This window comes from Mycobacterium gordonae (assembly GCF_017086405.1).
GTDB classification, from domain to species: Bacteria; Actinomycetota; Actinomycetes; order Mycobacteriales; family Mycobacteriaceae; genus Mycobacterium; species Mycobacterium gordonae_D.
In genome coordinates this window covers 3,249,345-3,274,678 of the sequence record NZ_CP070973.1, presented here as the reverse complement: position 1 = coordinate 3,274,678, position 25,334 = coordinate 3,249,345, and the positions used below count along the sequence as shown (strand labels likewise).

Here is a 25,334-nt window from a genome sequence, read left to right as displayed (position 1 = left end):
ACCGTAAGAGGTAGGGGTGCGTTACGGCCGCAACTCAGCTGCCGGTGGTGGCGCCGACCGCCGGCCACCTCGCGTTGCCCGGTAGGACGCCAGCACTCCGAGCGCCGCGAGCACGGTGAACACCGCGTACAGCCACCGCGCCTCCATCAATTCGCCGCCGGTGGCGGAGTTCACCACCACCCCCGCGAGCCCGGCGCCGAAGGCCGCCGAGATCAGTTGCACGGTGTTGATGGCCGCGGCCGCCGCACCGCTTTCGGAGGGATCGTCGACGCAGTCCATGGCACGTGCCGACAGGTGTGGCCAGGCCATGCCGATGCCGGTTCCGGCGATCAACAGAGCCACCGCCCACACCGCGATGAGACCGGGCGACGCGTCGGCACGTTGCGTGACGGCACCGAACGCCAGGCCGCTGGCCATCAGCAGCGGAGCGATCAGGACGACGCGATCGATCACCCGGGGGTTGGTCAGCGAGGCGCTGACGATCTCGCTGGCGGTCCACCCGATCGCGAGAGTGGCGCCGAGGAAGCCGGCCGCCACCGGAGTCAGGTGTCCCAATCGCTGACCGAACAGCGGCACGTAGGTGTCCACCATCACGGCCATCATCAGCACCGCGAGAGTCAGATATATCCATTTCAGCGGCCCGGTTCCGAAAACGCTGGGCGGTAAGACGGTCGCCCGGCTGCGCCGGTCGACCAGAACGAAAGCCGCGATCAACAACAGCGCCACCGCCAGAAGCGCTGCGATCGCCACAGCGTTGTGCGGCAACTGCGCGACACTCACCGCCAGCGCGGCCGCCCCCACCGGCAGCAACGACCAGAGCGGTATCCGAAGGGCGCGTGCCGCCGGGTTGTGAGGGGCCGTCGGTGTCGAGGCCAGCACCGCCGGGACGAGGATGGCAAGCAATGCCGCCAGGATGGCCATCGCACCGAACGCCCACCGCCACAAGCCGAACTGCGCGAACAGACCACCCATCGCCGGGCCGACCACCGTGGCGACGCCCCACATCGCCGAGACCAACGCCGAGCCGCGGGTCCACAGTTCGCGCGGCAGCGCGGCATTGATCAGCGCATAGCCCAGCCCGGCCAGCGTGCCGCCGGCGACTCCCTGCAGTGTGCGCCCTGCGATCAGCACCTCCATGGTCGGGGCCATCGCGCAGGCCACGCTGGCCACCCCGAAAACGGCCAACCCCAGCAGGAAGGATGAGCGCGCGCCGAAACGGCGCAGGATCGAGTTCACGGTTGTCGCCGCTACCACCGACCCGACCAGGTAGAGGGTGACCACCCAGGCGTACAGGCGATTGCCGCCGATCTCGGCGATGCTGCTGGGCAGCAGACTGACGGTCAGGAACTCGTTGGTGGCGTACATCGCGACGCCGCCGGCCAGCACCGTCGACGTGCCCAGGTGCTGGCCGAGCAGCTGGCGCCAGGTTCCGGTTTCGCTCGTAGTCTCCGTCACTTCAGACCGGCGGCGTCCATGCCGCGCAGCTCCTTCTTCAGGTCGGCGATCTCGTCGCGGAACCGGGCGGCCAGCTCGAACTGCAGGTCGCGCGCGGCGGCCATCATCTGTGCGGTCAGGTCCTTGATCAGATCGGCCAACTCGGCGCGCGGCATCGTGGAGGTGTCGCGTCCCTCGATCACGCCGGCGCTCACGGCCCTGCCGGGCTCGCCCTGCGCGCGGCGGCCACGTGACGCGTTGCGTCCGGACCCACCGATCTGGACCGCGTCGGTGGCCTCTGTGTCTGCGGCCTCGCGATAGACCTGGTCGAGAATGTCGGCGATCTTCTTGCGCAGCGGCTGCGGGTCGATGCCGTTGGCCTCGTTGTAGGCGGTCTGCTTGGCGCGACGGCGTTCGGTCTCGTCGATCGCCTCTTTCATCGAGTCGGTGATCTTGTCGGCGTACATGTGCACTTCGCCGGAGACGTTCCGCGCGGCGCGGCCGATGGTCTGGATCAGGCTGCGCACCGAACGTAGGAAGCCCTCCTTGTCGGCGTCCAGGATCGACACCAACGACACCTCGGGCAGGTCCAGGCCCTCACGCAGCAGGTTGATACCGACCAGAACGTCGTACTCGCCGAGCCGCAGTTGGCGCAGCAGCTCGACCCGTCGTAACGTGTCGACCTCGGAATGCAGGTAGCGGACCCGGATGCCCATCTCCAGCAGGTAGTCGGTGAGGTCTTCGGCCATCTTCTTGGTCAGGGTCGTCACCAGGACCCGTTCGTCGCGTTCGGTGCGTTTGCGGATCTCTCCGATGAGGTCGTCGATCTGCCCCTTGGTCGGCTTGACCACGACCTTCGGATCGACGAGGCCGGTCGGGCGGATCACCTGCTCGACGAATTCGCCGCCGGTCTGGCTGAGCTCGTACGGTCCTGGCGTGGCAGACAGGTACACCGTCTGCCCGATCCGGTCTGCGAACTCCTCCCAGGTCAGCGGGCGGTTGTCGACCGCAGAAGGCAACCGGAACCCGTATTCGACGAGGTTGCGTTTCCGCGACATGTCGCCCTCGTACATGCCACCGATCTGCGGCACGGTGACGTGCGACTCGTCGATGACCATCAGGAAATCCTCGGGGAAGTAGTCCAGGAGGGTGGCCGGCGGGGAACCGGGGCCGCGACCGTCGATGTGGCGCGAGTAGTTCTCGATCCCCGAGCAGAACCCGACTTGGCGCATCATCTCGATGTCGTAGTTGGTGCGCATCCGCAGCCGCTGGGCTTCCAGCAGCTTGCCGTGCGCCTCGAGCTCGGCCAGCCGCTCGGCCAGCTCCTGCTCGATCGTCGAGATGGCCTGCGCCATCCGCTCCGGACCGGCGACGTAGTGGGTGGCGGGAAAGATGCGCAACGAGTCGACCTGGCGGACCACGTCGCCGGTGAGCGGGTGCAGGTAGTACAAAGCCTCGACCTCGTCGCCGAAGAATTCGATGCGCACCGCCAGCTCTTCGTAGGACGGGATGATCTCCACCGTGTCTCCGCGCACCCGGAACGAGCCGCGGGTGAACGACAGATCGTTGCGCGTGTACTGGACGTCGACCAGCAGCCGCAGCAGCCCGTCGCGCGGCACCTCCATCCCGACCTGCAGCTCGACGGAGCGGTCCAGATAGGACTGCGGCGTGCCCAGGCCGTAGATGCACGACACCGACGCCACCACCACGACGTCGCGGCGCGACAGCAGGCTCGAGGTCGCCGAATGCCGCAACCGTTCGACGTCGTCGTTGATCGAGCTGTCTTTTTCGATGTAGGTGTCGGTCTGCGCGATGTAGGCCTCTGGCTGGTAGTAGTCGTAGTACGAGACGAAGTACTCGACCGCGTTGTGCGGCAACATCTCTCGCAGTTCATTGGCCAGCTGGGCGGCCAGCGTCTTGTTCGGCGCCATCACCAGGGTGGGCCGCTGCAGCCGTTCGATCAGCCAGGCGGTGGTCGCCGATTTCCCGGTGCCGGTGGCACCGAGCAGCACGACGTCGCGCTCTCCCGCTCTGATCCGGCGCTCCAGGTCGTCGATGGCGGCGGGCTGGTCGCCTGCGGGTCGGTGCGGGCTGACCACCTCGAAGCGGGCACCGGAACGCACGACCTCGTCCACGGCGCGGTATTCCGAGTGGGCGACTACTGGGTGTTCGGTGGCGAAAGCCATGGTCGCCAGGGTAGTCGGCACCACCGACAGGCCGCCGGGCGCGAAGCCGGGATCTCATCAGCTGTGCCGCGCCCACACCCGGGTGAGCGGGTTGCATTCGATCAGATAGCCGTCACCGGATGCGGACATGGCAAACGCTGGGATATCCGGCCGGTCACAGGAACTGCCGGCGGCATGCACCCCGGTCGTGATCGGCGCCTTGCTCCAGACTCCGCCCTCGCAGACGACCTGCTCGTTGCTGGTCTGGTCGTAGCCGAGCTTGTCCACGTCGCTGCACATCCCGCTCAGCACCGGTGGCATCGGACGGGTGGCCGGGACGGCGACCGCACCGATCACCTGCGCAGGGTCGGCAAGTGGCAGGTTCGCCGGCACCTCACCCAATCGGGTCGCCACCACAGGCACCCGCAGCACCGCACCCTGTGCGCCACATTCGTTGCTGCCGACCGTCTCGGTCTGGACGCCGCGCAGGGTGCCGTCAGCCTGCAGGGCCAACGAAAGCGCGACGGTCTCCTGTTGGGTGCTCTGTCCCGCCTGATTCGCCTGGTGGCAGTGGATCCGTATCTGCTGCGAGGCTCCGTGCCAATAGCCGGCGACGAACTTCAAGGTGTCGGTCTCGCCGCCGTCGGTGGTGTCAGCCACCTGATGGGTGCCGTCATCGAGCCGAACCCCGGTGGCGGCACACCCGCCGGGGGTGCAGACCGAACGGAAGGCCCACCAGTTGGTGGCGCCTCCGTCGTGGCGAATGGGAGTGCCGCTGGTGGTGCGCTTCGCCCGGTTGAGATCGAGTCGGTAGATGCCGTCGAGCACCCGGCCGGACGGTGCTGTCACCGGCGCCGGCGCGGCGGGTCTGGCGGCCAGCGAAGGGCTGGGCTGGGACGGGTCGGCCTCGAAGCTGTACATCGTCGACCAGGTGGCCGCCACGGCGATCAGCACCGCACAGACCAATGCGGCCGCCATCCGGACACGCGGCGGAACCCGACGTCGTAAGCGGGCATTCGGAGCGGGCGGGGGCTCGGGTGGATCGGCTGCGCAGGTTTCATCCGAGCCCGCATGGACCGCGGCGGCGAACATCCGGCACCGCTCGAACCGATCTTCCGGATTCTTCGCCAGTGCTTTGGCGAACACGCCATCCAAGCGGGCAAGATCCGGACGATAGTCGCTGAGCCGGGGCGGTTCGTCGTGCAGGTGCTGGCTGATGACCGCGACGGGGTTGGCGTTGCGGAACGGCGGCGCGCCGGTGAGGAGGTGAAACGCCGTTGCGGCCAAAGCATATTGGTCGGCCCGCCGATCGATGTTAGAGCCTGCCAGTTGTTCCGGCGCCGCATAGGCGACGGTTCCGACCGCGACGTTGGTCTGGGTGATTCCACTGATGTCCGCGAGGTGACGCGCAACACCGAAGTCCGCCAACAGGATTCGACGCTCCTGGCCGTGTGGGTCGTCGGGATGGATGGAGCCGGGGTGGCTCAGCAGGATGTTTGCGGGTTTGACGTCGCGGTGCAGTAGCCCACGGTCGTGCGCGTAATCGAGTGCTCCGGCGACGGCATCGAGTATCGCGCACACATCCTTGACCGGCATTCCTTGCGGGTGAACCTCTCTCACTAATTGGGATGCGTCGCTGCCTTCGACGTAGTCCATGGAAATCCAGAGCTGGCTCTGGAATTCGCCGCGGTCGTGCACGCCGACGATGTGCGGATGCCACAGCGTCGCCGCGAGATCGGCTTCCCGGTTGAACCTTTCGCGGAATTCGGCGTCCGCGGTGATCGCCTCGGCAAGTACCTTGATCACGTCGCGGCGGGGCAACCGCGGATGCAGCACTAGGTACACCTCGGCCATCCCGCCGGCGCCGAGCTGCCGGAGAATCGTGTAGCCGGCGAACGATTCGCCACGGGCCATGCCCGGTCGAACCGACGAGTCGGGTGCGGAGCCGGACGCTGGGACCCGGCGCCGGCGGTGTGTAACGGTTGTCACCAGCCCGCGACCGGCCTTGAGACCAACCCTCAGACGCCGGGTGACGCCTGGTCGTTCTTCCATCCGCACCAATCCCCTCCTCCATTGGCATGATGCATGAAAAGCATTGGCGCAGGACGGGATGCAAGCTATGAAACAGCTATGTATGACCCTCCGGGACACATAGCAACGTCACAGCTGGGACACAAATAGCGCCGTGCGAGCGGGCTAACCTGGGAGTGGTGAGTCGACCAGCCCCGCCGGCATTGACGATTCGGCATGACGGGTCCCAACGTTCCTTCGTCCCAGGCTACGAGGTGGTCGTCGGACGCGATCTGGACGCCGATCTCCGCATCCCCGACCCCCGCATTTCCCGCGCGCACCTGATCTTGCGTTTCGACCGCGGCCGCTGGCTGGCGATCGACAACGGCTCGCTGAACGGCACCTACGTCGACGGTTATCGGATGCCCGTCGTCGACATCCACGACGGCCAGAGCATCAACGTCGGCAATCCCGCCGGGCCGCGGCTCACCTTCGAGATCGGGCGGCAGCGTGGGCCGGCGGACCGGCTGCTCAGCACGTTCAACAGCCGAGCAAGTCACGACAGCGGACCACCGACGCTGACATGGTCAGTAGGCGCGCCACGTCCGGCGCCGCCGCAGCCGAACGGGCGGCCGGTCCTACTGCCCCGGCGCCCGGCGACGACGCCACCGCTGCCGCCCGAGGACGTCACCACCGTCAACGTCGGGCCCCCGCCTGCCGAGCTCACGGTCGTCGACGCCAAGTCCGCAGACGTATCCGACCTGGCCACGCGGATGGTCAGAATTCTGTCGTCGCGCTCGGCGGCAATCGCCGGGGCCGCTAAGTCCACCGGTGTCATCACGATCGGCCGGGCTAGCGACAACGACATCGTGGTGTCCGACGTGCTGGCCAGCCGCCAGCACGCGACCCTGCGCACGACACCGCTGGGCACCGAGATCCAGGATCGCAGCGTCAACGGAACTTTCGTCAACGGCACCCGGGTCGGTTCGGCGATCCTGTCCCCGGGGGACGTCGTCACCATCGGCAACGTCGACCTGCAGTTCAGCGACGGCACCCTGGTGCCGCGCACCGAAGCGGCAACCCGCACCGGAGGTCTCGAGGTACGCGGGGTGAACTACACCGTCGACAACGGCAAACAGCTGCTCGACGGCATCACCTTGACCGCCCGGCCCGGGACGCTGACCGCCGTCATCGGCGGGTCAGGTGCCGGGAAAAGCACGCTGGCCCGGCTCATTGCCGGGTACGCACGGCCCAGCAAAGGCTCGGTCAGCTTCGAAGGTCATGACGTCCACGGCGAATACGCATCGCTGCGCAGCCGAATCGGGATGGTCCCGCAGGACGACGTGGTGCACCGCCAGCTGACAGTGCACCAGGCGCTCGGATACGCCGCCGAACTCCGGCTGCCGCCGGACACCAGCAAATCCGACCGCGCGCGCGTGGTGGCCCCGGTTCTCGAAGAACTGGACCTGACCAAACACGCCGACACCCGAGTCGACAAACTTTCCGGGGGCCAGCGCAAACGCGCGTCGGTGGCACTCGAACTGCTCACCGGGCCGTCGCTGCTGATCCTCGACGAGCCCACGTCCGGGCTCGACCCCGCGCTCGACCACCAGGTCATGACGATGCTGCGCGAGCTGGCCAACGCCGGCCGGGTCGTGATCGTGGTCACGCACATGTTGTCCTACCTGGACATCTGCGACCAACTGCTGCTGATAGCGCCGGGCGGCAAGACCGCGTATTGCGGTCCGCCGGATCACATCGGTGGTGCGATGGGCACCACCAACTGGGCCAAGATCTTCAGCCAGGTGGGCGCAGACCCCGCCGAAGCCAACCGCCGCTTCCTGGAACGCAGCCAGTCACAGGACCGGCCCGGACCGGACTCCGCCCCGGCTGACCTGGGTGAACCGGTGCACACCAGCGTGCGACGGCAGATCTCGACCATCGCCCGCCGACAGGTTCGCTTGGTGGTGGCCGACCACGCCTATTTCGTCTTCCTGGCGCTGTTGCCCTTCATCCTGGGCGCCCTGTCGCTGACGGTGCCGGGCTCGAACGGATTCCGCGCGGCGGGCGAGCACGGCGGCACCCCGGACGAATCCGCGCAGATCTTGAACCTGCTGCTGCTGGCCGCGGCGTTCATGGGCACCGCGCTGACCATCCGCGACCTGGTCGGTGAGCGGGCGATTTTCCAGCGCGAACAGGCGGTGGGTTTGTCGACGACGGCGTACCTGCTGGCCAAGACGGCGGTGTTCTGTGGGTTCGCCGTGCTGCAGGCCGCGATCGCCACCGCCATCGTCGTCGGAGGCAAGGGCGCGCCGACACGCGGCGGGTTGGTGCTGGGGCACGGAAACGCTGCCGCCACCTTCGAGTTGTTCTTCACCGTGGCCGCTACCTGCGTGGCCTCGGCTCTGCTGGGCCTGGGCATCTCGGCGGTGGTGCGCTCCACCGAACAGATCATGCCGCTATTCGTGGTGTCGATCATGGCGCAGCTCGTGTTGTGCGGCGGAATGGTGCCGGTGACCAATCGGGTTGTGCTGGAACAGGTTTCCACGGTCATACCGGCGCGGTGGGGTTACGCCGCCGCAGCGTCGACGGTCGACGTGCGGTCGCTGGTGCCCGGGTCGCTGCTGCCCCAAGACAGGTTTTGGCAGCACACGTCCAAGATCTGGTTGCTGGACATGGGCATGCTGGCTGCGTTGTCGATGTTCTACGCCTGCTTTGTGCGCTGGAAATTGCGTCTTCGTAGGTAGAGTGGTTTCATCCATCCTCCGAAGCACGAAACGTTCGACCTGGCCGCCCACACCAACACCGATCCGAAGGGCATCGTGCGGGCGGTCGACAAGTATGCCGTGCATCCCTGGGGCCTTTATCTGGCCCGCCCCACGCCGGGCCGCGACCAGTTCCATTACCTGGAGTCGTGGCTGCTGCCGCCACTGGGTCTGCGCGCCACTGCGTTTCACTTCAACCCCGGTCATGAACGCGACCACGACTACTACCTTGACGTCGGTGAATACACAGCGGGTGACACGGTATGGCGCTCGGAGGACCACTATCTGGATATCGAGGTCCGCACTGGGCGCGGCGCGGAATTGGCGGACGTCGACGAGCTTTTGGACGCTGTGCACCAAGGCTTGCTGAGCCAGGACGTCGCTGAGCTGGCGATCCGGCGCGCCGTGTGCGCACTCGACGGGCTGGCCCGCCACGGCTACGACCTGATGGGTTGGCTGGCCGGCCAGGGCATGACGCTCAGCTGGCGACAGGCGTAGGAGGCTGGGTCAGTAACGGGTTCGGCGGCCTACCGGCACTGCGGAGCGTGGCCGATTTCGATTCTGTAGTCAGGGCGAGGTCCGTCGGCGTGTCACCGCCCTAGACGCAGACTCAATGCCATGGATGCACACTGGGCGGACAAGCCGCCGGTTGAGGCTTGGGCGGCTTGGCAAATCTTTTCCAGTCGGGTTTCAGGGCGCCGCAACTCTTAGGGCCACACGTCGCCGCGGCGGTCCTTGCAGAAATTCTCATCCTTGGCCTTATCAATCCGTTCGGCGTCAGCCAACAACGCCGGGAACTCGTCGGCGGGGCATCGCTCATCGCTTTGCGTTTGGAAGTGTTGGACCTTGTGCCATCGAGTGCGACCTGGCTCAGGATGACCATGCCGGCGGCCTGGCACAACGCCAGTGCCTGCACGAACAGGTGCCCCAGGGCGGATAGGTGGCGTTTGCGGAATCACGCGATCGCCGGTAGTCCGGCGCGCTACCTGCGGCCAGCCAGCGAAACGCAACCACATCGACGCAGGCGGCTTCCAGTTTTCGTGATGAGCGCACCCCGGTGGCGTAGCCGTACATCAGGATGCGCACCATCAGCCGCGGATCGTAAGGCGGCCCACCACTTCCCTCGGTATAGCCGGCACGGATCCGGGCCAGGTGCAGGTGCTCATCGACGAGGTCAGCGACAAATCGGGCCAGATGCTCAGCCGGCAGCCAGTCATTCAACGATGGCGGCAACAACATGCCCCGGTCGGAGGCGAACACCCGGAATGTCTTGTCTACCAACACCTGGCGTCAAAGAATGCAGATCCACCCGCTGCGCGGGGTATACCCCGAACAATCTGCCATCTCCGAGATCATCAGGCACACCCCATCATCGCGGGCACCCAGCAATCAGATGCCCACCCCCAAACGGCTTGTTAACGACCCAGACTCCTAGGGCGAAAGTGCCTAACGTAACGGAACCCCTCCGGAGTGGCTTTCGGCTTGAAATCGGAACTACGGCTCCCAGGCCAACGGAACCCGTCACGACATGGCGAAAGTGGTTGCTTGCCAAACGCCGCGGCCCATCCCCTCCGCCAGGATCCGGCCACTGCATGGTGCTTGCTTTGCGGCCAGACACCGCAAAACCGCTTCTCAAGTACGCCGCGACAGATACGCTATTTATTTCCAGTCACGGCCTGGTTTCACATGCGATAAGTACTGTAGGCAACAGTTGTTTGAAGCAATAGGGTGCACGCGCGGTGCTCGGACAGTCGGCGTGGCATGGTAACGCGACAGGCCGACCGCCGCACTTATGTGATAGCGATGGTCATCGATACCACCGGCAGCGGTGTGTGGATTCCGTTCTCCCTGCTCTACTTCACTTACGCACGTCACATGAAGCTGGCCGATGCCGGCGCCGCGCTGACACTGGGTGGCCTCGTCGCGCTGGTGGGGGGCGGCTTGTTGACCGGAGCCATCGTTGACCATATCGGGCCTTTCCGCACCGCAACGCTCAGTTCGCTGATCCGGGTGATTGCCTTTCCTTGCTATCTCGCTGACAACACCTTTGTGTCACTGTCAGTGATCGCGGTGGCGTTGAGCTTTGGCGGCCGCTTGTTCTGGGTGGCGCATCCCGGGATGGTGAGTGCGTTGACTCGGTCTGAAGACGCTCGCGTCAACCTTTTTTCGATGATCAATGCCTCGCGCAGTGTCGGTCTGGGACTCGGCGGACTGATCGGGTCGCTCGGCGCGTGGGCCCAGCGCGGCGGCGGCCCGTTCTGGACGTCCATCGTTCTGGCGAACGCACTCAGCTTTGCTGTGTGCGGGTTGCTGTTCTGGCGGCTGCGGCGCTTTGACCATCAGGCGAAGCACGGTGTCGGCAGAGGTTCGGGCGGCTATCGCGACGTGCTGGCTCAACGCCGGTTCTTGGTGTTCGTCGCGGCGATCTTCGCGGTCGCGTTGGCAAACATCGGCTTCGACTCAATGCTGCCGGTGTATCTGCTCTCGCTGAGCTTCCCGATCTGGGCTCCGTCGGTTGCCTATCTGGTAGTCAGCATCTTGGTCGCCGCCTTTGCGCCGCTGGCGGCTCGGTGGGGACGTCGCCGATCCGGGCTGCGGTTGTTGGCATTGGCGGCCGGGCTGCTCGAGATCGTTTTCGCGGTGCTCATCGTATTGGTGACGGCCCCGGCGGGGAGATCAGTCCTGCTGGGCGTGGCCGTCGTCCTGTTCAGTTTGGCCTCAGCGACTTTCGGTGCCACCGGACTGAAGGTCATGTTGAGCTTCGCGCCGCCGGGAAGAACGGGGCGCCATTCCGCAGTCTATTCGTGGTCGTGGGGTATCGCCATCGCTGTCGGCCCGGGAATGTTTTCCTCTTTATTCACCGTCAACCGAGTGCTTCCGTGGGTCTTCCTCGCAGTCGCGCTGGCGTTCGCGATCGCCGCATTTCTTGCGTCGTCGTGGACCGTTACACCGGCACCTAAACTAGGCGAGACAGCTGACTCATAACGTGACGCGTTCAATCCGACTGCGCCACAGCATTTTTCATAGCCTCGTCGTATGCAAGTCGGCGGGCATTAGCTAACACATGCTTCGCGGGTTGTCCGAGCACTTGTGCCGCCGCCACCACATCCCGCCACTCTGGGTTGATGTTGACGGTCTCACCGTCCAGCCGGGCGATCTTGATACGGATCGGTTGCCCGCCGATTTGAATCAGGACTTCCGTTCTGGCCAACTTGTAGTGCTTGGTCACCGTCGATTCGCGAAGTCCGATCGAACTGGTCTCGCGAAATATGATGGCACGCAGATCCGTAGCGCGATTTGCGGGGGCCAGTACCGAGAGTGTGTGGGCGGGGCGCCCTTTCTTCATGATGATAGGGGTGAGCCAGGCATCGTAGGCTCCGGCGGCGAGCAGTCGCTCGATGACGTATGGCCAGATGCGTGGGTCGAGGTCGTCCACGTTGGTTTCGAGCTGAACGCTGCAGGCATCTTGGTCGAACGGTTCACCGATCACGATGCGGAGCGCGTTGGCCACTTCGGGCCCGTTGCACTGGCCCGCACCGTATCCGACCTCACCTAAGACCAGCGGGGGCATCTCGCCCCATCCCGTCACCAGCGTTGCGAGCACCGCTGCGCCCGTGGGCGTGGTGCCTTCCAACGTGGATGGACCCACGGCCACCGGCAGACCCTTGAGGAGTTCCAAAACCAGAGGCGCTGACATCGACGCTGCGCTGCCGAGACTTACCGGCGAGCAATGTAGCTGCTCCAGGCCCAAGTGATGGAACCCGGCCGCTGAGCCGACTACGCAAGCGAGCGTGTTGCGCAGATGACCCGGGTCGACTGTTGTCGCGGGATTTCGCCTGACGCGCGACTCAGCCTCGTAAAGCCGACGACAGATGGCGGCGACGACAGGGCGAATAGGTTCTTCAATTCCCTCGATCAGCCGTTCAACTTCCGTAAGCCGCGGGTCCTGGTCCCCGCGAATCTCGACATCGGCGGCAATGGTGCCGGCCCGCTCGCAGATCGTCGACCGGAGCATGAGGCCGAGGTCAAGTCCGTCAACCGCCGCTTGCAACAATTCCAGGGGCACCCCGACGTCGACGAGAGCGCCGAGTAGCATTTTGCCGCTGACCCCAGCTCTGGCGTCGATCCAGCCAATCACTTGCGGTGCAGCCTCAGCAAGATTCGGTTGGCCGCGCACGCCGCCCCGAACCCGTTGTCGATGTTCGTCACGGCAATTCCTTGCGCACAGCTGGTCAGCATCGAGTGAAGCGCCGAGTGTCCGTCCGCGGCGGCGCCGTAGCCGGTCGATGTGGGTACGGCGATAATGGGCTGGCCGGTAAGCCCCCCCATCACCGAGGCTAGGGCGGCATCCATTCCGGCAACCACGATTACGACGTCACACGCGCCGATGTCTTCAACTCTTTCCAGCAGGCGCCAGAGACCAGCGACCCCGACGTCGACGACACGAGTGGCTGTGAAACCAAGAAACTCGAGAGTGCGACACGCCTCGGCTGCGACAGGGATATCCGACGTTCCAGCAGTCACAACGGCCACTGTGCCCTCCCGAGGTGAGAGGCAACCATGCATAAAGGATGTTGCCGACTCCGAGTCGTAGTCCATCGAGTTGCCGGCAAGATCCCGGACAGCCTGGTACTGAGAGTCGCTCATCCGCGTGAACAGCACCGGGTTGTCGGTTCGTCCGACCAGCTCGGTGACGATAGCGCGGAGTTGCTGCGTCGTCTTGTTGAGGCAGAACGTCGCCTCCGGCATACCAATCCGCGCAAGGCGGGCGTAGTCGTATCGAAGGGTCACGCGAGCAGCTTAAGGGCGCGACCGGGACGATAGGGCTTGTCGTCCAAGATGACCTCGTGCAGCGACGGCTCAACCGTCCGCATGGCCGTAGCCACCCGATCGATGACGTCAGTGGTGACCAATTCGTGGTCTTCGGCCGTCACCTCGATTAGCACGACGTCTTCACGTAACCGGCACCGGACGACATCGATTCCGGTCAGGATCCGTACCAGGTCTTCACCGATTTCAATCGACCGAAGTCGCGACGGCGTCACGGCGGTATCCGTGTATAGGCGGCTGGCGAGGCAGGGTGACGCTGGAAGCTCCGCGAAATTAAGGCCCAGTTCGCGGGCGACCGACCGGATGTCTTCCTTGCCATAACCAGCTTCGATGAAGGGGTGTCGGACGCCGTTCTCCTCGGCGGCGATCAGACCGGGACGGTACTCGCCGAGATCGTCAGTGTTGGCGCCGCTCAACACCGTTGCGCCGGCACGGGTTGGCAGCTCGCCGATCGCCGAGTACAGGTGACTTTTGCAGAAGTAGCAGCGGTTGCGCGGATTGGCGAGATAACGTTCGTCGTCGAACTCCGCGGAACGGACCAATTCAAGCGTCCAGTTCTCACGCTCAGCCTGGGCGATGACCCGGGCTGTGGCCGCCGCGGGCACGGCCGGTGTAACGGCGTGAGCCACTATCGTGTCCTCCCGCGCCGCCCGATGGGCGACAGTAGCCAGCAACAGACTGTCCACGCCGCCGCTGCAAGCCACTATGCGGGTCGGCGTCGCATCCAGGGCTTGCCGCAGCTGAGTAAGCTTCATCGACGGGACCTTCTGGGTAACCATTGTTTTCCTTGAATCGTCGTGTGATGCGTTCATGTCGTCGACCCTCGCTGGCCGTGCACTGTTCCCGTGCTCACAAGTTGAGTATTAAGTAAGTGTGGGCTGGCGAGCTAGGTACGGCCAGCACGATATTGCAGTGCGAAGATCCCCGCGTCGGGACAACGCAACCGCCTTTGCGTGCGCAATTGAGAACGTTTTCGGTCGGCGGTGAGCATTATTATGCATAGATATTGTTGCAATGCGCAACTATCAATTCCGATGGGGGTACGGACCGCAGATCAGACACCTGCAGCGGTTCAGGAACTGTTTGCCCGTGGGCAGGTCTGGCCCCACCAGCAGTGCGACAAACTGCATGGCCGTAATGCCATGACCCGCGCGCGTAGGGGCTCGGCAGAACGTGGATGCTGGTCAAACGGCGCGCGGAGGTCATGACGTGTCATGAGATAGCTCGCACGAGCCTGCGCCAGCGCCGCTGCCGGTATCGGTAGATGGCGTTCGCCAACACCACCACGACGCCGGTGAGCAGGCGGGCGTCGATGTCGACCGTGTCGCCGTAGCGGCACGAACCCCCTTGCAACGGCTCGACGCGCAAGGTGTGGTTCCACGCCTTGAGAATTCCGCCGTGTTCCCGGGTGCGGATGGTTCCGCTGGCCTCGTCGACGTCGACGACCTCAATGGTGTGCCGGTAGGCGGGGATCACATGAAACGCAAACAGCCAACCGGTACCGCGTTCGCCCTGCCGCAGCGGTTCGGTACGCCCGGCCAAGGCGGGGAATCCGAACAAACCCTTGCACACGTAGCGGAAGGTAGCCGGCGACAGCATTGCCGACCACACTCGCTCCGCACTGGTGGGCAGGATAGTTTCAACACGTACGGTGCGCACGATCGGCTCCTTGTTAGGTTGCCTTGATTTTGCTCAGTAGCGCGCCGGATGACTACTCGCTTTTGACCAGGAGACGCACCATCCCTCCCAGCGACCGATTTCGGCAGCGTAAGCAGCCCAAACAGGAGCGGGCCATCGAGACCAGGCAACGCATCCTCGATGCCGCGGCTCAGGTTTTCGCCGAGCACGGGTACGTCGCGGGTACTACCAACCGCATCGCCGAACGGGCCGGACTCTCGATAGGGTCGTTCTACCAGTACTTTCCCAATAAAGACGCGGTATTGCGGGCCTTGATGGACGAACACGTGGATGCGGGAACGAAGCTGCTGAGCGAACGTCTGGCCGCCGGTCTGCCACCACGGCTCGACGAAACCCTGCGATTGTTCGTGCGTACCACAATTGATAACCACCGGGAGAATCCTCGTCTGCATCGGGTGTTGTTCGAGGAGGCCCCGAAAGCGCCGGCGTTTCTTGCCCAGTTACGCGAATTGGAGCAGTTCACCGTAAACCTGGCCAATCAGTTACTCCAGCAGCACCCGGACCGCCGAGCCAGTCGACTGACCGCCCACGTCGTCGTCGCGACAATCGATTCGCTGGTGCACCGACTCATCACGTCAGCGGAACCGGCGGATTTTCAAGAAGTCGAGGACGAAATCGTGGCATTGCTCATGGGGTATCTGGAAAGCGGCCCGCGCAACTCGCCAAGTGTCATGGGCCCAGAATGTCCGTGCTGAACCGAATACCGGCTCAGGGCTTCCAGCCGGTGGTATCGGCCCACTCCCAGGCGCGCCGGTAGGCGTCGAGGAACCACGGTTCCTTGGCGGTGGCGTACCGGGTGGTGTCGCCATCTCCATAAGCTTCGGCTGCTCGCTTGATCGTCACATAGTCTTCGCGCACACCGGGGTTGGCCTTCAACCAGTCCACGAACAGCAATGCGAACTGTTGATTGGGCCAGCCGGCCACCCGGACGTGCACATTGGTGGGCCGTCCGGGATCGGCCGCGGCGTGAATCCTTTTGTGCCACCACGCTGGATCGTCGCTGTGGTCGAAGCCGGCTACGGTGCTGCGGGCGTCGGCTTTGGCGGTGTCCACGGTGATGTGCTCCAGGCGCGGATAACCGGCGGCCAGCAACGGTTCGACGAGTTCGTCTGCCACGTCCAGGGATTCGACCGTCACCTGGATGTCGATGACGTCCTTGGCGTCGAGATCCGGCACTGCCGTGGATCCGATATGGTCGACCCGCATCACCCGGTGGCCACCGGCGGTCTTCAACCGATTGACGATGCGGCGGGCTTGATCCGGCCAAGTCGGGTCCACCGCGGCCAGCCGTGCCGGGGCGCGCGCGCACCGGCGCTCGGTGAGGTTGTGCGCGAACGGGAGTATGCGGTTGTGCCACACGTCCCGAGCGCGCAGCACCAGGTCGTCCTGGCTACCCGAGTTGTCCAGCCAGATGTCGGCAACGGCACGGCGCTGATCGTCGGTGGCCTGCGCGGCGATGCGGGCACGGGCATCCTCTTCGGCCATGCCGCGTTGCTCCACCAGGCGCCGAACGCGCAATTCGACGTCGGCATGCACGACGACGACGAGCGGAAACAGCGGCGCCATCCCCGATTCCACCAGCAGTGGAATGTCTTCCACGACGACGGCATCGTCGTGAACGGCTTCGATGATCTCCGCGCGGCGTTTGGCGACCAGCGGATGCACGATGCCGTTGAGCTTCCTGCGCTCTTTCTCATCGGCAAAAGCTTTGGCCGCCAAGGCAGGCCGGTCCAGGGCACCGTCGGGACGGAGGATGTCAGCACCGAAGGAGTCGACAAGCGACTTGAGCCCCTCAGTGCCGGGCTCGACTACTTCCCGGGCGATGACATCACCGTCGACGATGATGCCACCGCACTCCGAGAACGTATTCGACAGCGCCGACTTTCCTGCACCGATACCGCCGGTCAGGCCGATGCGCAGCATCCGCGCGGATTAAGCGCTGCCGGCGAGCTTTTCCCGCAGAGCCGCCAGTTGGGCGTCACTGGCCAGCGACCCGCCCGCAGACTTCTCCGAGGAGCTGCTGCTCGACGAGGACTGACCGCCGCTGCTGTGCTCCGCTGCCTCCGCCGCAGCGAACTTCTCCATCTGCGTGGTGTGCATCTTGTGCCGGCGCTCGGCCTCGGCGTAGCGGGCCTCCCACTCGTTGCGCTGGGCGTCGAAACCTTCCATCCACTCGTTGGTTTCGGCGTCGAAGCCCTCGGGGAAGATGTAGTTGCCCTGCTCGTCGTAGCTGTCGGCCATGCCGTACTTAGCGGGGTCGAACTCCTCGGTGTAGTCCTCGTTGGCCTGCTTGAGCGACAACGAGATCCGGCGACGCTCCAGGTCGATGTCGATGACCTTGACCATCGCATCGTCGCCGACAGCAACCACCTGGTCTGGCACCTCGACGTGACGCTCGGCGAGCTCGGAGATGTGCACCAGGCCCTCGATGCCCTCCTCGACGCGGACGAACGCACCGAAGGGCACCAGCTTGGTGACCTTGCCCGGCACGATCTGCCCGATCGCGTGAGTGCGGGCGAAGTGACGCCACGGGTCTTCCTGAGTCGCCTTGAGCGACAACGAAACCCGCTCGCGGTCCATGTCGACGTCGAGCACCTCGACGGTGACCTCGTCGCCCACCTGCACCACCTCGGACGGGTGGTCGATGTGCTTCCAGGACAGCTCGGAGACGTGCACCAGACCGTCCACTCCGCCGAGGTCGACGAACGCGCCGAAGTTGACGATCGAGGAGACGACACCCTTGCGGATGGTGCCCTTCTGCAGCTGGTTGAGGAATTCGCTGCGCACCTCGGACTGGGTCTGCTCCAGCCAGGCGCGCCGCGACAGAACAACGTTGTTGCGGTTCTTGTCCAGCTCGATGATCTTGGCTTCGATCTCCTTGCCGATGTACGGCTGCAGGTCGCGCACGCGGCGCATCTCGACCAGCGAGGCGGGCAGGAAGCCGCGCAACCCGATGTCGAGGATCAGACCACCCTTGACCACCTCGATGACGGTGCCCTTGACGGCCTCGTCCTTCTCCTTGAGCTCCTCGATGGTGCCCCAGGCACGCTCGTACTGCGCACGCTTCTTGGAGAGGATGAGCCGGCCTTCTTTGTCCTCTTTGGTGAGAACCAGGGCCTCGACCTCGTCACCGACGGAAACGACCTCGTTGGGGTCGACGTCGTGCTTGATGGAGAGCTCGCGGGCGGGGATGACCCCTTCGGTCTTGTAGCCGATGTCGAGGAGCACCTCGTCCCGGTCCACTTTGACGATGGTTCCCTCGACGATGTCGCCATCGTTGAAGTACTTGATCGTTTTGTCTATTGCGGCGAGAAAGTCCTCGCTGGTGCCAATGTCGTTGATGGCTACTTGCGGCGAGGTGACGGTGGGACTCGGCATATTGTTGGGTTGCTCCGGACAGGGTTCATCGAAGGGACATTTGGGTTTACCCGTTGAGGCTACTCGACGGGTCGCAAGCTGGACAAACTCGCCCCCCACCGAAGCGCCGGACTGCGCAGCGTCAGCGGCGGCGCCCGATCGAATCCGACACCAGCCCGCCGGGCATCAGCCACTGCTGCGGCTCACGCTCGATGAAGAGAGCGATCGCGTCCGCAACCCGCTGCGAGGTCTCTTGCACCGCATCCCGGACGTTCTGATCGTCCCCGCCGAGCGGGACATCCGCAGGGATCGGCTCGCCGAAAACGGGTTCACGCTCATGTTTGTGCTGGAACACCGCCCCCGGGACGATCAACGCGCCGGTCCGCAGGGCCAGTAGCGCCGGCCCCGGGCCGATCGGCCGCTTGATACCGGCCAGATCCACTTCGATGCCTTTACCGCCGCCTTCACGTGCCCGGAAATAGTCGCCGGCGATCGCGACGATACGGCCGCGCCGGATGGCATCTGCCATCGCCGCCGTGATGCTGACCCCTCCGGTGCGTTCGACGACGATCAACTCCAGCCCGGCCTTCTGGGCCCCGCGCGTGATCACCCACTGCATAAGCGCACGCTGCCGATTGGCGACCACCGTCGTGGGCAACCCGTTGAGCGCCAGCACGATCGGCAGCGCCGCGTACGAGCCAAGGTGTGGGAAGGCGACGATGGCGCCGACCCCGGCGGCGCGGCCGGCTTCCAGCGCGTTGTGGATGGGTGACGGATCGGCGATTCCGAAGCGCCGCCGAGCGGCGCCATGCGGTGCGGCGAGGAACCAGATGGCATCGTTGGCGTTCCTAACCAGCGCGCGGTACATCGCCCGGACCGGCTGCCATTTGCGGGTGGAGAATTGTGCGGTCGGGTCGACGTTGTCGCGGAAGTCCTGCAGGACGTTCAGATGCTGGGCGCGACCCCGCCAGTACACGAGCCGCGCCACCACGGCCAGGAACGCGTCGGCCACCGGGGCAGGCAGCATCGCGAACAATTTCGACGCCACCATCAGCGGGTAACGCGAGAGCGGGCGGCGCTCGGCGGCATCCGACATCTCAGCAGTCTAAATTCGCGAGCCGCGTTTAATGGGCGGCGGCGTCCCAGCTGCGGCCGTACCCCACCGACACTTCAAGCGGCACATCCAGCGGATATGCCCCGCCCATGTTGTCGCGCACCAGCTTCTCGAGCCGATCGCGTTCGCCCGGCGCGACCTCGAACAGCAACTCGTCGTGGACCTGCAACAACATCCGTGAAGCGAGCCCGCTCGCCGAGATCGCCTGGTCGACCTGGATCATCGCTACCTTGATGATGTCGGCGGCGCTGCCCTGGATCGGAGCGTTGAGCGCCGCCCGCTCGGCGGCTTCCCGCACCTGGCGGTTGCTGCTGTCCAACTCCGGCAGGTAACGCCGCCGGCCCAGCACCGTCGAGGTATAGCCGTCTTTGCGGGCCTGTTCGACGACGGCCATCAGGTAGTCCCGCACCCCACCGAACCGGGCGAAGTACTGGTCCATCTGCTCTTTGGCTTCTTCGGTGGAGATCTTGAGCTGGGCGGACAGCCCGTAGGCGCTCAGGCCGTAGGCCAGCCCGTAGGACATCGCCTTCACCCGGCGCCGCAGTTCGCCGGTGACCTCGCCGATCGGCACCCCGAACGCCCGCGAGGCGACGAACGAGTGCAGGTCTTCGCCGGTGTTGAACGCCTCGATCAAACCCTCGTCGCGGGACAGGTGCGCCATGATCCGCATTTCGATCTGGCTGTAGTCAGCGGTCATCAGCTCGGCGTACTGGCCCTTACCCACGACGAACGCGTCGCGGATCTGGCGGCCCGCGTCGGTGCGGATCGGGATGTTCTGCAGGTTGGGTTCGGTGGAGGAGAGCCGGCCGGTGGCGGCGATCGTCTGGTTGAACGTGGTGTGGATGCGGCCGTCGGCGGCCACCGAGTTCAGCAGCCCGTCGACGGTGACCTTGAGCCGGGTGACGTCGCGGTGGGTCAGCAGGTGTTGCAGGAACGGGTGGCCGGTCTTGTCGAACAGCGACTGCAGAGCGTCCGCGTCGGTGGTGTAGCCGGTCTTGGTGCGCTTGGTCTTGGGCATGCCGAGCTCGTCGAAGAGCACCACCTGCAACTGCTTGGGCGACCCGAGGTTGATCTGCTTGCCGATCACGGCGTAGGCGGCCTCGGCGGCGTCGCGGATCTGGTCGGCGAACTGACTCTGCAAGTCACCGAGCATGCTCAGGTCGACGGCGATGCCGACGCTCTCCAACCCGGCCAGCACTCGCTGCACCGGCAGCTCCATGTCGCCCAGCAGCGCGGTGGAGTCGATGCGTTCCAGCTCGGCGTCCAACGCGTCGGCCAGGTCGATGACGGCCCGGGCGCGCAGGATCGCGGTCTGCGCGGCCTGCTCGTCGCTGCCGTCGTCATCGTCAAGCAACGAAAGTTGTTGCTGCTCCGATGTTTCCGCACGCAGCTCGCGGCGCAGATATCGCAGCGAAAGGTCGTCGAGGGTGAAGCTGCGCTGCCCGGGCCGCACCAGGTAGGCGGCGAGTGCGGTGTCGGAGGTGACCCCGTTCAGCGACCACCCGCGCCCGCGCAGGTCGTGGATGGCCTGCTTGGCTTCGTGCAGGGCCTTGGGCTTGTCGGGGTCGGCCAGCCAGGCCGCCAGTGCGGCGTCGTCCTCGGGCGTCAGGGTGGCGGTCTCGAAGTAGGCGCCGTCGCCGTCGGCGGCGGCGATAGCTACGGCCGTCGCGTCGCCGCCGTGCGGCAGGTGGGTGCCGACCACCGTCAGGCCGGCGCGACGGCCGTCGCCGGCGTGGTCGGCCAGCCACTGCGCCACGGTGCCGGGTTCCAGGGCGCCGCCGCGCACGTCGAAGCCCTCGTCGACCTCGGGTTCGACGGCGGCCAGCGTGTCGAACAGCCGGTCCCGCAAAACCCGGAACTCAAGGTCGTCGAAAAGGCGATGGATGTGGTCGCGGTCCCAGGGCTGCAGCCGCAGGGTGTCGGGGGTTTGTGCCAGCGGCACGTCCTTGACCAGCTCGGTGAGCTCCCGGTTCAGGACGACGTTGGCCACATGGGCCCTCAGGGCGTCTCCGACTTTTCCGCGCACCGACTCGACGTTGTCGACCAGCCCCTGCAGCGAGCCGTACTCGATGATCCACTTCGAGGCCGTCTTCTCCCCCACCCCCGGGATGCCGGGCAGGTTGTCGCTGGGGTCGCCGCGCAGGGCGGCGAAATCGGGGTACTGCCGGGGGGTCAGGCCATATTTCTCGACGACGGCGTCCGGGGTGAAGCGCGTCAGTTCGCTGACGCCCTTGCGCGGGTAGAGCACCGTGACGTCGTCGCTGACCAACTGCAGCGAATCGCGGTCCCCGGTAACCACCAGCACTCGGTAGCCCTCGTTCTCGGCCTGGGTAGCGAGCGTGGCGATGATGTCGTCGGCCTCGAAACCGGCCTCGGCCAGCACCGTGATGCCGAGGGCTTTGAGCACCTCTTTGGTGATGTCGATCTGGCCGTGGAACTCATCGGGCGTCGAGGACCGGTTCGCTTTGTACTCGGGATAACGCTCCGAGCGGAAGGTCTGGCGGGAGACATCGAACGCCGCTGCAATGTGCGTCGGGGCTTCGTCGCGCAACAGGTTGATCAGCATGGCGGTGAAGCCGTACACGGCGTTGGTGGTCAGCCCGCCGCGAGTCTTGAAGTTCTCCGCAGGCAGCGCGTAGAACGCCCGAAACGCCAGGGAATTGCCGTCGAGCAGCATCAGCGTCGGCTTGTCGTTGGCGGTGTCTGCGGGATTCGCCGTGCCGGCGGCCGTCCGTGCTGGGCTCACGGCCCTACTCTAGGCACCGCCGCCGACATCACAGCAGCCGCCGCTGGGCGGCCACCTCGTACTCGTAGACGGCGGCGGAAACTATCGCGTCTTGTTGCTCATCCCCGGGTCCGGCGCCGCGGAACATGTCGACCGCCCGCTGCGACACCCATCGTTCGAAGATGTCGACACGCCCCGGATCGAGCGGATCCGGGGTGATCGCGAAGTCGAGGCAACCCGGTGCACGCCGGGCCTGCCGCGTCACTTCCGCGCAACTGGCCAGGTAGTTGTCGCGCCGCGGCGGGTCGACAGTGATGAATCCGGCGACGATCACCATGAAGCGCTCCTTTCGTGGGCACGATCGCTTTCCCGGGTATGACCGGCTGCGCCCACCGATCTCGTCGGGTCAGAGGTGCGCCGGTCGGTGCGAACTGGAACACGTTTCAGTTTTCTGGCCCTCGTTGAGTAATCTGAGCTGGTGCCAGAGGTCATTCAAGAACCCGCGATCGACGGATGGTTCGCCACCGATGACGCCGGACAACCCCATCTGATCGGCAGCAGATGCCCCGCGTGCGGCACTTACGTCTTCCCCCGCGCGAGAACAACTGCCCCAACCCGGGCTGCGACAGCGATGCGTTGGAGTCGGTCGCTTTGTCGCGGCGCGGGAGGCTGTGGAGCTACACCGAAAACCGTTACCCACCGCCGGCGCCCTATCCGGCCGCCGATCCCTTCGAGCCGTTCGCCATCGCTGCCGTCGAGCTGGCTGACGAGGGAATCATCGTGCTGGGCAAGGTGATTGAGGGCACGCTGGCCGCGGATCTGAAGGTGGGCATGGAGATGGAGTTGGCCACCATGACGCTGTTCACCGATAAGGACGGCGTCGAACGCATCGTGCACGCGTGGAAGGTCTGCTCATGAGTGCTCCCGAACCGCTGTACATCCTCGGCGCGGGCATGCACCCGTGGGGCAAGTGGGGCCGCGACTTCACCGAGTACGGCGTGGTCGCCGCCCGCGCGGCACTCGCCGAGGCCGGACTGGATTGGCGGCAGATCCAGTTGGTCGCCGGGGCTGACACCATCCGCAACGGCTACCCGGGCTTCATCGCCGGGTCGACGTTCGCGCAGAAGCTCGGCTGGAACGGGGTACCGGTCAGTTCCAGCTACGCGGCCTGCGCCAGCGGCTCACAGGCGCTGCAGAGTGCGCGAGCGCACATCCTGGCCGGCTTCTGCGACGTCGCGCTGGTCATCGGAGCGGACACTACCCCCAAGGGCGCCTTCGCCCCAGTGGGCGGGGAACGCAAGAACGACCCGGACTGGCAGCGGTTCCACCTGATCGGTGCGATGAACCCCGTGTACTTCGCGCTGCTCGCGCGCCGCCGGATGGACCTTTACGGCGCGACGTCGGAGGACTTCGCTCAGGTCAAGGTCAAGAACTCCCAGCACGGCCTGCAGAACCCGAATGCCCGCTACCGCAAGGAATCTTCGGTCGAGGATGTGCTGGCCAGCCCGGTGGTCTCGGACCCATTGCGCCAGCTCGACATTTGCGCGACCTCCGACGGCGCGGCCGCGCTGATCGTGGCCAGCGCCGAGTTCGCCCGCAAGCATCTAGGTTCACTGGAGGGTGTGCCATCGGTGCGCGCGGTCAGCACGGTGACTCCGCAGTACCCGCAACATCTTCCCGAATTGCCGGATATCGCAACGGATTCCACGGCCGTGGTGCCCGCTCCCAAGCGGGTGTTCAAAGACCAGATCCTCGATGCCGCCTATGCCGAGGCCGGTATCGGACCCGAGGACGTCAGCCTGGCTGAGGTCTACGACCTGTCGACGGCGCTGGAGCTCGACTGGTACGAGCATTTGGGGCTGTGCCCCAAGGGCGAGGCCGAGGCGCTGCTGCGGTCCGGCGACACTGCTTTGGGGGGCCGCGTTCCGGTCAATCCGTCGGGTGGGCTGGCCTGCTTCGGGGAGGCCATTCCCGCCCAGGCGATCGCGCAGGTCTGCGAATTGACCTGGCAGCTGCGGGGTCAGGCGACGGGCCGGCAGGTCGAAGGTGCGCGCGTCGGCGTGACCGCGAACCAGGGGCTGTTTGGCCACGGCTCATCGGTGATTGTGGCGCGCTAGCTTGGCCGACGGCACGAACGTGCACTAAATGCCAACGCCAGCGGCGTGTCGCTGTACCCACGCGCACGCTCAACCAGAGGGTGCCCCGGGCTTAAAGCACGAGCGTGCACTAAATGCCAACGCCAGCGGCGTGTCGCTGTACCCACGCGCACGCTCAGCCAGAGGGTGCCCCAGGCATAAGGCACGGGCGTGCACTTGATGCCAACGCCAGCGGCGTGTCGCTGTACCCACGCGCACGCTCAGCCAGAGGGTGCCCCAGGCTTAAGGCACGAGCGTGCACTAAGTACCACCGGCAACGGGGCGTCGCTGTACCCACGCGCACGCTCAACCAGAGGGTGCCCCAGGCATAAGGCACGGGCGTGCACTAAACGCCAACGCCAGCGGCGTGTCGCTGTACCCACGCGCACGCTCGCGGCGAAGGCGGCTGAGCGCCTACTCCTTGGGCGTGTCGAGAGTTTCCAGCACGACTTCAGCGACGCGCTTCATCGAAGTCCGCCGGTCCATGGCGGCCCGCTGAATCCACTTGAAGGCTTCCGGCTCGGTCATGCCCTGCTTAACCTGCAGCAAGCCCTTGGCGCGCTCGACCAGCTTCCGGGTCTCCAGCCGGTCCGACAGCGTCTCGACTTCCCGCTCCAGCGCGGTGAGCTCGCTAAATCGGCTGACCGCCAACTCGATGGCGGGAACCAGGTCGCTCGCGGTGAAGGGCTTGACCAGGTACGCCATCGCACCGGCGTCACGGGCACGCTCGACGAGGTCGCGCTGGCTGAAGGCGGTCAGAACCACGATCGGCGCGATTCGCTTGCTCGCGATCTCGGCCGCCGCGTCGATGCCGTCACGACGTGGCATCTTCACGTCCATGATCACCAGGTCGGGCTTGTGTTGCTCGGCAAGTTCAACAGCTTCCTGCCCATCGCCGGCTTCGCCGACGATGTCGTACCCCTCCTCTCGCAGCATCTCAGCCAGGTCCATGCGGATGAGCGCTTCGTCTTCCGCGATGAGGACCCGGCGCGGCGGCGGAGCGGCGGCGGCATCGGTGGTGGGGCCGGTCATGACGGACATTGTGACGTGACGGCTGTGCGCGGTGATGCTGGGGGTGTCCTCTAAGGTAGGAGTCCGGCA

19 protein-coding genes and 1 pseudogene are annotated in these 25,334 nt (G+C 65.6%); 6 read left to right on the top strand and 14 right to left on the bottom strand.

Annotation, left to right across the window (positions count from 1 at the left end; translation table 11 throughout):
• Positions 1-21 precede the first annotated feature (21 nt).
• The 3 genes from JX552_RS13945 to JX552_RS13935 are packed head-to-tail and all read right to left on the bottom strand — an operon-like array spanning position 22 to position 5,651.
• Positions 22-1,455, bottom strand: a complete 1,434-nt coding sequence (locus JX552_RS13945; RefSeq protein ID WP_205877939.1) for an MFS transporter — start codon at positions 1,453-1,455, stop codon at positions 22-24.
• Positions 1,452-3,620 carry an excinuclease ABC subunit UvrB gene (uvrB, locus tag JX552_RS13940; RefSeq protein WP_205877938.1) on the bottom strand — a complete coding sequence of 723 codons (2,169 nt, stop codon included), beginning with the start codon at positions 3,618-3,620 and terminating at the stop codon, positions 1,452-1,454. The genes JX552_RS13945 and uvrB overlap by 4 nt, the downstream gene beginning before the upstream one ends.
• A gap of 57 nt (positions 3,621-3,677) precedes the next feature.
• Complete coding sequence (locus JX552_RS13935; protein WP_205877937.1) at positions 3,678-5,651, bottom strand: serine/threonine-protein kinase; 1,974 nt, start codon at positions 5,649-5,651, stop codon at positions 3,678-3,680.
• A gap of 158 nt (positions 5,652-5,809) precedes the next feature.
• On the opposite strand from JX552_RS13935, the gene JX552_RS13930 reads away from it, so the two are divergent.
• A complete protein-coding gene (locus JX552_RS13930) occupies positions 5,810-8,356 on the top strand; it encodes an FHA domain-containing protein (protein WP_241011035.1) in 2,547 nt (848 codons plus the stop codon).
• A 75-nt stretch (positions 8,357-8,431) separates the two neighbouring features.
• The gene (locus JX552_RS13925; RefSeq protein WP_205877935.1) at positions 8,432-8,872 is read left to right on the top strand and encodes a ribonuclease FAU-1 family protein; all 441 of its coding nucleotides are present in this window, start codon (positions 8,432-8,434) and stop codon (positions 8,870-8,872) included.
• 372 nt (positions 8,873-9,244) lie between these two features.
• On the opposite strand, the gene JX552_RS13920 is transcribed toward JX552_RS13925, so the two are convergent.
• Positions 9,245-9,658 carry a transposase gene (locus JX552_RS13920; RefSeq protein WP_205877934.1) on the bottom strand — a complete coding sequence of 138 codons (414 nt, stop codon included), beginning with the start codon at positions 9,656-9,658 and terminating at the stop codon, positions 9,245-9,247.
• A 519-nt stretch (positions 9,659-10,177) separates the two neighbouring features.
• Here JX552_RS13920 and JX552_RS13915 point away from each other — a divergent pair.
• Positions 10,178-11,359, top strand: coding sequence for an MFS transporter (locus tag JX552_RS13915; RefSeq protein ID WP_205877933.1), 1,182 nt, complete (start codon positions 10,178-10,180; stop codon positions 11,357-11,359).
• Between the two features lie 10 nt (positions 11,360-11,369).
• Here the strand turns inward: JX552_RS13915 and larC2 are convergent, their stop codons facing one another.
• The 4 genes from larC2 to JX552_RS13895 all read right to left on the bottom strand — a co-directional run bounded on the left by larC2 (position 11,370) and on the right by JX552_RS13895 (position 14,863).
• On the bottom strand, positions 11,370-12,512 hold the full coding sequence (gene larC2, locus JX552_RS13910; RefSeq protein WP_205877932.1) for a nickel pincer cofactor biosynthesis protein LarC2: 1,143 nt from the start codon (positions 12,510-12,512) through the stop codon (positions 11,370-11,372).
• The gene (larB, locus tag JX552_RS13905) at positions 12,509-13,165 is read right to left on the bottom strand and encodes a nickel pincer cofactor biosynthesis protein LarB (RefSeq protein ID WP_277396074.1); all 657 of its coding nucleotides are present in this window, start codon (positions 13,163-13,165) and stop codon (positions 12,509-12,511) included. Before larB ends, larC2 begins: the two co-directional genes overlap by 4 nt.
• Positions 13,162-14,016 (bottom strand): ATP-dependent sacrificial sulfur transferase LarE, encoded by an 855-nt coding sequence (gene larE / locus JX552_RS13900; RefSeq protein WP_205877930.1) that lies wholly within the window; start codon positions 14,014-14,016, stop codon positions 13,162-13,164. The genes larB and larE overlap by 4 nt, the downstream gene beginning before the upstream one ends.
• A gap of 400 nt (positions 14,017-14,416) precedes the next feature.
• Positions 14,417-14,863, bottom strand: a complete 447-nt coding sequence (locus JX552_RS13895; RefSeq protein ID WP_205877929.1) for a hypothetical protein — start codon at positions 14,861-14,863, stop codon at positions 14,417-14,419.
• A 62-nt stretch (positions 14,864-14,925) separates the two neighbouring features.
• Here JX552_RS13895 and JX552_RS13890 point away from each other — a divergent pair, with 62 nt between their 5' ends.
• On the top strand, positions 14,926-15,597 hold the full coding sequence (locus tag JX552_RS13890; RefSeq protein WP_205877928.1) for a TetR/AcrR family transcriptional regulator: 672 nt from the start codon (positions 14,926-14,928) through the stop codon (positions 15,595-15,597).
• Positions 15,598-15,610: 13 nt separating this feature from the next.
• On the opposite strand, the gene coaE is transcribed toward JX552_RS13890, so the two are convergent.
• From coaE to JX552_RS13865, 5 genes are all read right to left on the bottom strand, one after another.
• The gene (gene coaE / locus JX552_RS13885; protein ID WP_205877927.1) at positions 15,611-16,825 is read right to left on the bottom strand and encodes a dephospho-CoA kinase; all 1,215 of its coding nucleotides are present in this window, start codon (positions 16,823-16,825) and stop codon (positions 15,611-15,613) included.
• A 9-nt stretch (positions 16,826-16,834) separates the two neighbouring features.
• Positions 16,835-18,280, bottom strand: coding sequence for a 30S ribosomal protein S1 (gene rpsA / locus JX552_RS13880; RefSeq protein ID WP_205877926.1), 1,446 nt, complete (start codon positions 18,278-18,280; stop codon positions 16,835-16,837).
• Positions 18,281-18,401: 121 nt separating this feature from the next.
• Entirely contained in the window at positions 18,402-19,355 is a 954-nt protein-coding gene (locus tag JX552_RS13875; RefSeq protein WP_205877925.1) for a lysophospholipid acyltransferase family protein, read from the bottom strand.
• Positions 19,356-19,383: 28 nt separating this feature from the next.
• The gene (gene polA / locus JX552_RS13870; RefSeq protein ID WP_205878433.1) at positions 19,384-22,050 is read right to left on the bottom strand and encodes a DNA polymerase I; all 2,667 of its coding nucleotides are present in this window, start codon (positions 22,048-22,050) and stop codon (positions 19,384-19,386) included.
• Positions 22,051-22,147: 97 nt separating this feature from the next.
• Positions 22,148-22,435 carry a putative quinol monooxygenase gene (locus JX552_RS13865; RefSeq protein ID WP_205877924.1) on the bottom strand — a complete coding sequence of 96 codons (288 nt, stop codon included), beginning with the start codon at positions 22,433-22,435 and terminating at the stop codon, positions 22,148-22,150.
• Between the two features lie 141 nt (positions 22,436-22,576).
• Here JX552_RS13865 and JX552_RS13860 point away from each other — a divergent pair.
• Positions 22,577-23,016 (top strand): annotated as a pseudogene (locus tag JX552_RS13860) (Zn-ribbon domain-containing OB-fold protein).
• Entirely contained in the window at positions 23,007-24,215 is a 1,209-nt protein-coding gene (locus JX552_RS13855) for a lipid-transfer protein (RefSeq protein WP_205878432.1), read from the top strand. The pseudogene JX552_RS13860 and the gene JX552_RS13855 overlap by 10 nt, the downstream one beginning before the upstream one ends.
• A gap of 432 nt (positions 24,216-24,647) precedes the next feature.
• On the opposite strand, the gene JX552_RS13850 is transcribed toward JX552_RS13855, so the two are convergent.
• Positions 24,648-25,265 (bottom strand): ANTAR domain-containing response regulator, encoded by a 618-nt coding sequence (locus JX552_RS13850; protein ID WP_055579179.1) that lies wholly within the window; start codon positions 25,263-25,265, stop codon positions 24,648-24,650.
• Positions 25,266-25,334: the final 69 nt, after the last annotated feature.